Annotated in this window: 11 protein-coding genes; 9 read left to right on the top strand and 2 right to left on the bottom strand. The window is 71.4% G+C overall.

Annotated elements, in window-relative coordinates:
* Positions 1-32: 32 nt before the first annotated feature.
* The 8 genes from R4P08_RS02960 to R4P08_RS18530 all read left to right on the top strand — a co-directional run bounded on the left by R4P08_RS02960 (position 33) and on the right by R4P08_RS18530 (position 8,468).
* Positions 33-209 (top strand): ubiquitin-like protein Pup, encoded by a 177-nt coding sequence (locus R4P08_RS02960; RefSeq protein ID WP_317812281.1) that lies wholly within the window; start codon positions 33-35, stop codon positions 207-209.
* A 6-nt stretch (positions 210-215) separates the two neighbouring features.
* Positions 216-1,655, top strand: a complete 1,440-nt coding sequence (pafA, locus tag R4P08_RS02955; RefSeq protein WP_317812280.1) for a Pup--protein ligase — start codon at positions 216-218, stop codon at positions 1,653-1,655.
* 11 nt (positions 1,656-1,666) lie between these two features.
* A complete protein-coding gene (locus tag R4P08_RS02950; RefSeq protein WP_317812279.1) occupies positions 1,667-2,635 on the top strand; it encodes a helix-turn-helix transcriptional regulator in 969 nt (322 codons plus the stop codon).
* Positions 2,632-3,591, top strand: a complete 960-nt coding sequence (locus tag R4P08_RS02945) for a WYL domain-containing protein (protein WP_317812278.1) — start codon at positions 2,632-2,634, stop codon at positions 3,589-3,591. Before R4P08_RS02950 ends, R4P08_RS02945 begins: the two co-directional genes overlap by 4 nt.
* A gap of 108 nt (positions 3,592-3,699) precedes the next feature.
* Positions 3,700-4,158, top strand: coding sequence for a Sec-independent protein translocase subunit TatA (gene tatA / locus R4P08_RS02940; RefSeq protein ID WP_317812277.1), 459 nt, complete (start codon positions 3,700-3,702; stop codon positions 4,156-4,158).
* A 12-nt stretch (positions 4,159-4,170) separates the two neighbouring features.
* Positions 4,171-5,229, top strand: coding sequence for a twin-arginine translocase subunit TatC (gene tatC / locus R4P08_RS02935; protein ID WP_411741144.1), 1,059 nt, complete (start codon positions 4,171-4,173; stop codon positions 5,227-5,229).
* A gap of 2 nt (positions 5,230-5,231) precedes the next feature.
* Positions 5,232-7,892, top strand: coding sequence for a DEAD/DEAH box helicase (locus R4P08_RS02930; RefSeq protein ID WP_317812276.1), 2,661 nt, complete (start codon positions 5,232-5,234; stop codon positions 7,890-7,892).
* Between the two features lie 291 nt (positions 7,893-8,183).
* Positions 8,184-8,468, top strand: a complete 285-nt coding sequence (locus tag R4P08_RS18530) for a ribbon-helix-helix protein, CopG family (RefSeq protein ID WP_411741143.1) — start codon at positions 8,184-8,186, stop codon at positions 8,466-8,468.
* Between the two features lie 21 nt (positions 8,469-8,489).
* On the opposite strand, the gene R4P08_RS02925 is transcribed toward R4P08_RS18530, so the two are convergent.
* The gene (locus R4P08_RS02925) at positions 8,490-9,419 is read right to left on the bottom strand and encodes a 5'-3' exonuclease H3TH domain-containing protein (protein WP_317812275.1); all 930 of its coding nucleotides are present in this window, start codon (positions 9,417-9,419) and stop codon (positions 8,490-8,492) included.
* A gap of 96 nt (positions 9,420-9,515) precedes the next feature.
* Here R4P08_RS02925 and R4P08_RS02920 point away from each other — a divergent pair, with 96 nt between their 5' ends.
* A complete protein-coding gene (locus R4P08_RS02920) occupies positions 9,516-10,622 on the top strand; it encodes a Xaa-Pro peptidase family protein (RefSeq protein ID WP_317812274.1) in 1,107 nt (368 codons plus the stop codon).
* A 16-nt stretch (positions 10,623-10,638) separates the two neighbouring features.
* On the opposite strand, the gene R4P08_RS02915 is transcribed toward R4P08_RS02920, so the two are convergent.
* A complete protein-coding gene (locus R4P08_RS02915; RefSeq protein ID WP_317812273.1) occupies positions 10,639-11,064 on the bottom strand; it encodes a PPOX class F420-dependent oxidoreductase in 426 nt (141 codons plus the stop codon).
* Between the last annotated feature and the right edge of the window lie 57 nt (positions 11,065-11,121).

Raw genomic sequence — 11,121 nt, 5'->3', positions numbered from 1 at the left:
GCCACCCACCTCACCCACAGGAGACCCACACCATGTCCCAGGTCCAGAAGAACGCCGGCGGCGCCGGTGAGTCCGACGACGACGCGGGCCAGGCGGTCAAGGCCTCACAGACCTCGTCGGCGGACTCGCTGCTCGACGAGATCGACGACATCCTCGAGACCAACGCCGAGGAGTTCGTGAAGTCCTACGTCCAGAAGGGCGGGCAGTAGACCGCCATGATCCGTCGCATCGTCGGGATCGAGACGGAGTTCGGGATCACCAGCGTCGGCGGCGAGGGCGCGCGGTCGCTCGGCCCCGACGAGATCGCCCGGTACCTCTTCCGTCCGGTAGTCGAGCGGTGGCGTAGCTCGAACGTGTTCCTGGAGAACGGGTCCCGCCTCTACCTGGACGTCGGCTCCCATCCCGAGTACGCGACCGCCGAGTGCGACGGCCTGCGGCAGCTCGTGGCCCACGACCGGGCGGGGGAGCGGATCGTCGATGAGCTGGCCCAGCACGCCGAGCAGTCGCTCGCCGCGGAGGGGATCGACGCCAAGGTCTACCTGTTCAAGAACAACACCGACACCGTCGGCAACTCCTACGGCTGCCACGAGAACTACCTGCTGGACCGCTCGACGCAGGTGCGGAGCATCGCCACCACCCTGCTGCCGTTCCTGGTGAGCAGGCAGCTGATCTGCGGCGCGGGAAAGATCCTGCCCGGTACCCCGCCCGGCTCTGCGTCGGGCACCCCGACCACCCCGGGCGGCGGCCGCGACGACGAGACCCGGGGACCCGCCTTCTGCTTCTCCCAGCGTGCCGAGCACATGTGGGACGGGGTCTCCTCCGCCACCACCCGGTCGCGGCCGCTCATCAACACCCGGGATGAGCCGCACGCGGACTCGACCCGGTTCCGGCGCATGCACGTGATCGTGGGCGATTCCAACATGATCGAGACCACCACGCTGCTCAAGGTGGCCAGCACCCGCCTGGTGATCGAGATGCTGGAGGCCGGCATCGCGCTGCGTCCGATGGCGGTCGCCCATCCGGTCCGGGCGATCCGCGAGATCAGCCGCGACCTCACCGGCTCCCGGCCGATCGGGCTGACCGACGGCACCACGATGAGCGCCCTGGAGATCCAGCGGGAGTTCCTCGCCGCCGTCCACCGCTATCTCGACGCCGGTGGCTGGGCGCGGGACGACCGGCCCGACGTGGAGAGATGCGTCGCCCTGTGGGAGCGGGTCCTGGACGCCATCGAGACCGGCGACCACGACTCGATCGCCGCCGACATCGACTGGGCCGCCAAGCTCCGGCTGTTCCGGCAGGTGCAGGCCAAGACCGGGGTAAACCTGGACCACCCCCGACTGGCCCAGATCGATCTGACCTATCACGACATCCGGCCGGGCCGCGGTCTGCACTCCGTGCTCGAACGCCGGGGGCTGGTCTCGCGCGTCGTGGACGACGCCGAGGTCGAGCGGGCCCGGCGCACCGCGCCCGAGACCACCCGGGCAGCGCTGCGCGGCCGCTTCATCACCGCCGCGACGGAGGCCGAGCGCGACTTCACCGTGGACTGGGTGCACCTCAAGGTCGCCGACGGCACGCTGCCCACCGTCGCCCTCACCGACCCGTTCGCCCACGTGGACCCGCGTGTCGACGACCTGATCGCCGCGCTCGGGCGATAGCGTTCCTCCACGTGTCCACCTCCAAGTCGCAACGGCTGGTCAACCTCGTCATCTGCCTGAGGTCGACCAACGCCTACCTGTCCGCGGGCGAGATCCGCAGGATGGTCCAGGGTTACGACGACTGTGAGAACGAGGCGGCGTACCTGCGGATGTTCGAGCGGGACAAGCGCGAACTCCGCGAGGTCGGCGTCCCGCTGGACCAGGGCGCGTCGCTGGCCCCCGGATCGCCGATCGGGTACCGGATCCCCGCCCAGGGGTACGAGCTGCCCGAGATCACCCTCACCCCCGAGCAGGCCGGCGTGCTGGCCGTGGCCGCCGAGGTCTGGCGCGAGGGGGAGCGGGCCGCGCGGGCCGACGGGGCACTGGCCAAACTCACCGCGGCGGGGATCGACCCGGTGCACGATGCCGGCGCGACGGTGTCGGTCGAGGACCCCGCCGAGCTCGCCGCCGCCGCCGTCGTCGCGGAGGCGGTCGCGGAGAGTCGGCTCCTGACGTTCTCGCACACCCCGGCCGGCGCCACCGAGGCCACCCCACGGCGCATCGAGCCGTGGTGGACCGGATCCCGCCAGGGCAACTGGTACGTGGTCGGGCACGACCTCGACCGCGGCGAACCCCGTACCTTCCGCCTCATCCGCATCTCGGGCCTCCGGGTGGCGCAGGCCGGCCGGACGGCCCCCGTACCGCCGACCGCGCAGGTGCTCGCCCTCCTCGACGACGCCATCACCCGGCTAAACCCGGTGGTGGAGGCAGGAGTCTGGGCGGCCGACGGTCACGCCGCCGAACTCCGCGCCATGGCCCGCGAGGCCGTCCCGGTGGAGCGGTTCGGTCGCACCGGCGCCGACCTCGAGGTGAGCGCGCCCCTGGGGGAGCTCTCCTCCCTCGTCGCGTCCCAGTCCGCCGACGCCGTCGCCCTCCGGCCCGCCGAGCTGCGCGTCCGCGTCGTGTCGATCCTCACCGCAGCAGAAGAGGCCGTCCGATGAGCTCACGCGCCGTCCCACTCGCGACCCTGCTCAGCGTCGTCCCGTACTTCCACAACCGGGGTCCCGTGCCGGTGAGTGACGCCGCCCGCGACCTCGGCATAACGGACAAGCAGCTGCGGGGTTCGCTCTGGCAGCTGTGGTCCTGCGGGCTGCCCGGCTACGGACCGGGCGACCTGATCGACCTCTCCTTCTCCTCCGAGGACCTCGACGACGCCGAGATGGTCGAGGTGACGTTCACCGCCGGGATCGACCGGCCCGTCCGGCTCACCGCCGCCGAGGCAGTCACCCTCGAGACCGGCCTCGCCGTGTTCCTCGACCATCCCGAGGTGGTGGATCAGACCGCCCTGCGGGATCTCCTGCAGAAACTCCGGACCGCGGCCGGCGCCGACGCGAGAGCGGACGAGCACTCCGGACCGCACGAGACCGGTCCGGATGCCGACGTGGTCCGCACCGCGGTCCGCGACCGGCTGGCACTGCGGTTCGTCTACCACTCGGCCAGCTCGGACACCTCCACCATCCGGGTGGTCGATCCATCCCGGATCTCCCTCGCCGACGGTCACTCCTACCTCCACGGTGTGGACCGCGGATCGGGTCAGTGGCGCACCTTCCGCACCGATCGGATGAGCGGGGTCGAGGAGGTGGGGCCGCGGCGCGCATTGGGACCCGAACCCCAGGACGACGGCGAGGGGGACATGCGCCTCGAGAGTGCAGTGGTCCCCGCCGCCGCCGCATGGTTCCTCGACGAGTTCGACTTCCACGAGGTGGTCCGGCGCCCGGACGGCAACCTGGATGTACAGATCGCCTATCACGACCGGGCGTGGCTGCTGAGGTTCCTGCTGGGCCACGCCGACGTCGTCACCCCGTCAGACCCCGGCCTGGCCGCCGAGATCGCGGTCAGCGCGGCCGCCGGCCTGGCGGTCTACGCCCAGGGTGACAGCCCGGCCTACGGTCAGTGAATATCCGGTGAACGCGCAGGTCACTGCAGGTAAGCGGGGGAGCCGCGTCGGCGCCCTTCGGTCGGGGTGAGTTAGCATGGGCACGTTGTCAAACAAACGGAGGTCGACATGGGTGCGTTGAGCATCTGGCACTGGCTCATCGTCCTCGCGGTGGTGTTGCTTCTCTTCGGTTCCAAGAAGCTTCCCGACGCCGCCCGCGGACTCGGACGATCGATGCGCATCTTCAAGTCGGAGATCAAGGAGATGCAGAACGACGACAAGCCGGCTGGTACGGAGGAGCCCCAGGCGCTCACCCAGGCCGGCCAGCCGACCGCCGCGCAGTTCGTCCAGCCGCAGGCGCACCCGCAGCAGCAGGCGCAGGCCTACCCGCAGACCCAGCCACAGGGCTACCCGCAGACTCAGCCCGCGGCCTACCCGCAGGCGCCGCAGCAGCCGTACCAGCAGCCGCAGGGTCAGCAGCCCTACCAGCCGCAGCAGCCGCTGACGCCCCAGCAGCCGGTCCAGCCGCCGCAGAACACCGACCCCACCGCTCCGTACCACGGTGGCACGGGTCCCCAGGGGCAGTAGGCCACCTCTCCGATGACTCAGACCGGGACCGAGAAGACCGGCGCCACCCGAAAGGGCGGCGCCGGTCGGTTGCTGTCCAAGCGCAAGCGCAGGCCCCGCAACGCCGACGGCACCATGCCGCTCCTCGAGCACATCTACGAGCTGCGGACCAGGCTCCTGATCGCCGTGGCGGCGATCGTCGTGACCCTGGCGTTCGGTTTCTGGTGGTACGGCCGCGGCTTCCTCGGGATCCCGTCGCTCGGCGGCATCCTCACCGGTCCGTACTGCGACATCCCGCCCGGCGCCCGGCTGCAGCTCGGCGACAACGGAGACGAGTGTCGGCTGCTCGCGACCGGGCCCTTCGAGCAGTTCATGCTGCGGCTCAAGGTGGCCGCCACCGCCGGGATCGTCCTCGCGAGCCCGGTCTGGCTCTATCAGCTCTGGGCGTTCATCACCCCCGGCCTGCACAAGAACGAGAAGCGCTACGGGATCGTCTTCACCGCCCTCGCCGCCATGTTGTTCATCGGCGGGGCGGTCCTGGCCTACATCGTGGTCGTCCACGCCCTCGAGTTCCTGCTCTCGATCGGCGACAACGTCCAGACCACCGCGTTGTCGGGTACGCAGTACTTCACGTTCCTCATCCAGCTCATCCTGATCTTCGGCGTGAGCTTCGAGATCCCGCTGCTCATCGCCATGCTCAACGTGGCCGGGGTCCTCAGTTACGAGGTCCTGGCCAAGTCGCGGCGCGGGATCATCATGGGCGTCTTCGTCTTTGCCGCGGTGGCCTCTCCCGGCCAGGACCCGTTCTCCATGCTCGCGCTCGCCCTCGCCGTGACCGTGCTCGTGGAGGTCTCCATCCAGTTCGCCCGCCTGCACGACCGGCGGAAGAAGAAGGACCGTGCCGACTGGCTGGAGGTCGACGACGAGTCAGCCTCGCCGATCGGGCCCGCCGACGGTCTCGACGGTTCCGGCGGGGTCGACTCCTCCGGCCCTGTTCCCGCGCCCGCCCCGCTCGGCGGTTCCCGGCCCCTCCAGGCATCGCCGGGTGCGCCCGGCGGATCCGGCGGGTCCGCGTACGACGACATCATCTGAGCATGACCACACTCTCTGACCCGGAGGAGCCGGGCACCCTGCTCGAGTCGTTCCTCGTCGCGGAGGGTTTCGACCCGGACCCGTTCCAGCTGGAGTCCTTTGCCGCGCTCGACGCGGGCCGGAACCTCCTGGTCTCCGCCCCGACCGGGTCGGGCAAGACCCTCGTCGGTGAGTACGCCGCCTACCGCGCGCTGTCCGGCGGCGGCCGGTGTTTCTACACCACGCCCATCAAGGCGCTGAGCAATCAGAAGTTCCGGCAGTTCCGCCAGCGGTTCGAGCCGGAGAACGTGGGGCTGCTCACCGGAGACCATTCGATCGACGCCGCCGCCCCGATCGTGGTCATGACCACCGAGGTCCTGCGGAACATGATCTACTCCGGGTCCTCCGCGCTGCACGACCTCGACTGCGTGGTGATGGACGAGATCCACTACCTGGGCGATCGCTCGCGAGGCGTGGTGTGGGAGGAGATCATCCTCTCGCTCGACCCGGCCGTGAGCCTGGTCGGACTGTCCGCCACGCTGAGCAACACCGACGAGCTGGGGGACTGGATCACCGAGATCCGGGGGGACACCGCCGTCGTCCTCTCCGAACACCGGCCGGTCCCGCTGGCCCACATGCTCTACACCGACGGCGACCTGGTCCCCATCCGCGCCGCCGCCGAGCAACGCCACCGCCGCCGGAGCGGCTACCACGACGAGCGGGTCGCGGCCCGGCCGCGGGCGCAGTGGGCACGGCGCCAGGACGTGATCGAGAAACTCGACGACGAGCGACTGCTGCCCGCGATCTACTTCGTCTTCTCCCGCGCCGGCTGCGACGGCGCGGTGTCGCAGATGCGTCGGGCCCGGCTGCGGCTGACCACGGGGGAGGAGTCACGCCGCATCGGCTCCCACGTCGACGCCGCGTGTGCCCAGGTACCGCAACATGACCTGGACGCGCTCGACTTCGCCGCCTTCCGGGCCGGCCTGGTCAGCGGGATCGCCGCGCACCACGCGGGCATGCTCCCGCTCTTCCGCACGATCGTGGAGGAGCTCTTCTCCGACGGGCTGATCAAGGTCGTCTTTGCCACCGAGACCCTGGCCCTGGGCATCCACATGCCCGCCCGCGCGGTCGTGCTGGAGAAGACCACCAAGTACAACGGCGACACCCACGCCATGCTCACCTCGGCGGAGTACTCGCAGATCACCGGCCGCGCAGGCCGCCGCGGGATCGACACCAAAGGCACCGCAGTGGTGTTGGACCAGCCGGACCTCGACCTGGACGCACTCTCCGCCCTGGTCGACACCCCGCGCTTCCCGCTGCGCAGCGCGTTCACCCCCGACTACTCCATGGCCGTCAACCTCGTCGAACATCTCGGGGTGGCCGAGGCGACCTCGCTGATCGGCCGGTCGTTCGCGCAGTTCCAGACCGATCGCACGCTGGTGTCCCGCTCCCGGGCGGTCGAGCGTCGGGCAAACGAACGCGACCGCATGCGCGCGGACCTGGAAGAGGCTGGCGGCGATTCCGAGCTCGACGAGTACATGCTGCTGCGCGCGGACCTGAGCCGGCTGGAGCGGACGGCCGAGAAGTCGACCCGAGATGATCGCCTGGGCGCCGTCCGGGCGGCGATGCTCAAGCAGACCGCCGGGTCCGTCATCACCGTCGGCCGCAAACGCTTCGGCATGGTGGCGACCGTGCTGCAGGTGCGCACCGACATCCCCGCCGACCCGGCACTGCTCTGCCTGACCGACACCGGGTGGACCGGCTGGCTGCGGCAGAGCGACTTTGCGGCGCCCCCGGTGCCGGTGGGCCGGGTCGACCTGCCCAAGGGCCGCCGCAAGCTCGACGGTCGGGCCAAACGCGCGCTGGTCCAGCGGATGGAGGGCCTCCGCGGCAAGGCCAAGGGCCGGATGAAGAACGTCGACGGCAAGCCGGTCCGCAAGGACCCCCGGATCGCCGCCGCGCGGCGGGCGCTGCGCCAGCACCCGCTCCACGACGACCCGCGGACCGACAGGCTGTCCCGTCTCCACGAGCGCTGGGCACGCGCGGCGTCGGACGTGGCCGCGCTCACCGCCGAGGTCGACGCCGACTCCGACTCACTGGCCCGCCGCTTCCGGCGGATCGTCGACCTCCTTCGATCCCTCGGATACCTGGAGCAGCAGGACGGGGCCCTCCGCGCCACCGACGCCGGTCGCCTGCTCGCGGGGGTGCACACCGAGCAGGACCTGTTCGTGGCCGAGTGCCTGCGCCGCGGGACGTGGCGGGGCCTCGATCCCGCCGGCCTGGCCGCCGTGATCGCCAGTGTCGTCGCGCATCCCCGCGGCGAGTCGGCCGTCCGCGAGCCCTCCGACCCGACCCTGCGCGCGGCCCTCGCCGAGACCGAGCGCGTGGCCACCGAGGTCGCCGCGGTCGAGAAGTCCCATCAGCTCCCCCCGACCCCCGACCTCGACGCCGGGCTCGCGCCGGTCCTGCACCACTGGGTGTCCGGCGGTGCGCTCTCGTCGATCCTGGCCGCCTCGTGGCAGGAGGGCGTCGAGCTCACGGCCGGCGACTTTGTCCGCTCCGCCCGCCTCGTGGTGGACGTCCTGGCCCAGGTCGGGCAGGTGGCCGACCCGGAACTCGCTCGCGCCGCCCGATCGGCGGTGGGGTCGCTGCGCCGCGGGGTCGTCCTCGATCACATGGCGTGACCCTGCCCGCGCACCGACCTCCGCTCGGCCTGCGGGTAGCCGACTGGATCGTCGACCTTCCGGCGGGATACCGTGATACGGTTTCGGGGTGAAGGTGGTGATCCACGCCTCTGCACGTCGGCACTGCATCGTAGATGTGGAGATCCGAGCGGTCCTAGAGCACCCGATCGTCCGGTATCGGCTTGCACCTCTTACTTCGGCAGTGGCGCGCGAAGTGCTTGAGGCCACAGGTGGGCACCTTGACCTGTCCGACGGCGTCAGTCGCCGTCAGAGAACGCAGCGGGAGGGAACATGAGTAACACCAGGGATCGTGAAGCGCACTATGCGCGTCTTGCGGACGCAGTGGTGGCTGGCGACTACGAAGTGATCGAACGGTCTGTGGAGGTTCGTCCGGATTACCGCCCCGGTCGGCCACGTCGAGGGGACGCGGCCGAGGGAACCCGGCCGCTGGCTGTTCGGTTGACCGACGCCGATCGGCACCGATTGGCGGAGTACGCCGAGCGGACGGGGCAGCCGATGAGCGCGGTCATCCGAGCAGCAATTGACGAGTACCTCGGAAGGCATCCAGTCGCCTGAGCGCACGGAGCGATCGCAGCCTCAGGCGGTGGCGAGCACCGCCGTCGCCTCGACCAGCCTGTCGATTGCCCGCGACTGTCCCGTGGACTCGCCCAGCTGCTCCAACCGCTCGCGGTCCACGGGCCCGCGCCGGCCGTCGACGTCGCCCTCGAACTCCAACTCGAACTCGCGCGTGCGCAGCGTGACCACGCCGCGGGCGCCGGCCAGATAGTCCGCGGCCCCGAGGACCGCTGCACGTTGCCGGGCGGAGAGTCCCGAGCCCTCGTCCCCGGCGGCCGCGACGATCCCGTCGAGGTCCCCGTACTCCCGCAGCAGGGCCCCGGCGGTCTTCGCGCCGATCCCCGCCACACCCGGCAGCCCGTCGGAGGCGTCGCCCACGAGCACCGCGTAGTCCGCGTACACGCGGGCGTCCTCGCCGGCGGGGAGGTCAAACCGCTCGGCCACCACCGCGGGTGTGTACGCCACGCGTTTGCGCATCCCGGCCCCCACGTACACGACCGTGGTGCTGGCCGATGCCAACTGGAACAGGTCGCGGTCGCCGGTCACCACCAGCACCTCGCGATCCCGGGCGGCCACCTCCGCCAGCACGTCGTCGGCCTCGGCATCCGCCGCCCAGGCCTGGGTGAGGCCCGCCGCGGAGAGGACCTCGCGAATCACGTTGACCTGCGGGCCGAGGGAGGCGGGCGCGTCCTCCTCGTCGTCGTCGCCGACACGGTGCGCCTTGTACGACGGCACCAACTCCACCCGCCAGTCGGGGCGCCACTCGCGGTCCAGGCCCGCCACCAGACCGCTCGGGGAGTACTCCTCGACCAGGACGGCGACCATGTCGCAGAAGCCGCGCACGGCGTTGGCCGGGGCGCCATCGGGTCCGGTGATCTTCTCCGGCACCGAGTGGAAGGCGCGGAACCACAGTCCGGCGCTGTCGAGAACCATGAGCGGGCCCTGGGACATCGCGCCTCCTTGAGGTGGTGAGCGGGCCGGGGGCCGGCCACCCCGTCAGATTAGTCGGGCCGGACGACCCGAGGCGCACGACCTAGGGTGGTGGTCATGAGTACCAGCGCCCCCCAGGTTTACGCCCGCCGTCTGGCCGCCGTCCGTGAGCGCGCCCGCGAACTCGGGATCGACCACGTGGTGGTCTACTCGGGGGAGGACATGTCCTACCTCACCGGCGAGCGGATGGAATCGCACGAGCGGCTCACGGCGATGGTCGTGCCCGCCGCCGGGGGAGATCCCCTGCTGGTGCTGCCCGCCCTCGAGCTCACGGACGTCACCCGGCGCGCGGCCGAGCGGGTGGGCGCCACCATCCACCCCTGGTCGGACGGCACGGACGCGGTCCCGCTCGTGGTGGGCACGGTGTCCGGACGGATCGCGGTGTCCACCGCGCTGCCCGCGCTGCACCTGGTCCCGCTCCAGGCGGGCGTCGACGGCGAGGTGATCCTGGCCTCGGAGGTGATCGACCACGTGCGGGCCGTCAAGACGCCGCATGAGGTCGACGAACTCGCCGAGGCCGCCCGCCGCATCGATGCCGTCCATGCGCGGATGGGGGAGTTCCTCCGCGTCGGCCGCACCGAGGCACAGGTGGGCGAGCTCATCACCGCCGCCATCGAGCAGGAGGGCCTGACCCACGCGGAGTTCGTGATCGTCGGCTCGGGACCCAACGGCGCCGACCCCCACCACGGCGTCTCCGACCGGGTGGTCGAGCAGGGGGACACCGTCGTGGTGGACATCGGCGGCCCCGTGGTCAGCGGGTACCACTCGGACTGCACCCGGACGTACTCGATGGGCGAGCCCGAGCCCGAGGTCGCCGAGGCGTACGCGGTGCTGGAGGAGGCCCAGCGGCTGGCCCGGGAGGCCGTCCGACCCGGCATCGCCATTGGCGAGGTCGACGCCGCGGCGCGCGAGCACCTCGCCGCCGCCGGGCTCGGCGAGTTCTTCATCCACCGCACCGGGCACGGGATCGGGCTGGGGCTGCACGAGCCGCCGTTCGTCGCGCCCGGCGCCGACACCGTGCTAGCGGAGGGGATGACCTTCTCCGTCGAGCCCGGGATCTACCAGGCGGGCAGGTGGGGCGCGCGCCTCGAGGACATCGTCGCGGTGACCGCCGACGGCCGGCGGGATCTCAACACCGGCGAGCGGGGACTGCGGGTCCTCTGATCGCCCGCGCGCCCGCTCAGTGCGGGCGCGGAGTCTCGGCGCCGGTGAACATCTGGGCCGAGCCCATGACGCGGTCCACCTCGATCGCCACCACCACCCGCTCGGGGTTGGGCTGGGGTACGCGATAGCGCAGCCCGTAGCGGCGCTCCCCCTCGCGGACCGCGGCCTCGTCGGTGAGCAGCCGCACCGGCCCCTCGAAGGTGAGCCAGCGGCCCCGGTCGACGTGCGAGACCGCGGCCCGCCCGCCGCGCTCGGCGTTGCGCGCCTTCTGCGAACCCCGGCGGGTGATCACGCGGGCCAGGCCGCCGTCGGTGTCGATCGTGAACCCCACGGCGACGACGTGCGGCGAACCGTCGCGGCGGACGGTGCTCAGGGTGCCGAGGTGGTACTCGGCGAGGAACTCGTGTGCCTCGGGGGAGAGGTCTGCCATAGTGCGCGCCATACGGGTGAGCCTGCCACAGCGAGCCGACTCAGGCGGCGGTGGCGTGCGTGGGAGAAT

The organism is Rhodococcus sp. IEGM 1408 (assembly GCF_033142235.1).
GTDB lineage: Bacteria > Actinomycetota > Actinomycetes > Mycobacteriales > Mycobacteriaceae > Dietzia.
This window is presented reverse-complemented; position numbering and strand designations above follow the sequence as displayed.

Coding starts and splice junctions, on each gene's coding strand:
- R4P08_RS18530 (WP_411741143.1), top strand. CDS start 8,184: ATGAGTAACACCAGGGATCGTGAAGCGCACTATGCGCGTCTTGCGGAC.
- R4P08_RS02945 (WP_317812278.1), top strand. CDS start 2,632: ATGAGCTCACGCGCCGTCCCACTCGCGACCCTGCTCAGCGTCGTCCCG.
- R4P08_RS02930 (WP_317812276.1), top strand. CDS start 5,232: ATGACCACACTCTCTGACCCGGAGGAGCCGGGCACCCTGCTCGAGTCG.
- R4P08_RS02915 (WP_317812273.1), bottom strand. CDS start 11,064: ATGGCGCGCACTATGGCAGACCTCTCCCCCGAGGCACACGAGTTCCTC.
- tatA (WP_317812277.1), top strand. CDS start 3,700: ATGGGTGCGTTGAGCATCTGGCACTGGCTCATCGTCCTCGCGGTGGTG.
- R4P08_RS02925 (WP_317812275.1), bottom strand. CDS start 9,419: ATGTCCCAGGGCCCGCTCATGGTTCTCGACAGCGCCGGACTGTGGTTC.
- R4P08_RS02960 (WP_317812281.1), top strand. CDS start 33: ATGTCCCAGGTCCAGAAGAACGCCGGCGGCGCCGGTGAGTCCGACGAC.
- pafA (WP_317812280.1), top strand. CDS start 216: ATGATCCGTCGCATCGTCGGGATCGAGACGGAGTTCGGGATCACCAGC.
- R4P08_RS02920 (WP_317812274.1), top strand. CDS start 9,516: ATGAGTACCAGCGCCCCCCAGGTTTACGCCCGCCGTCTGGCCGCCGTC.
- tatC (WP_411741144.1), top strand. CDS start 4,171: ATGACTCAGACCGGGACCGAGAAGACCGGCGCCACCCGAAAGGGCGGC.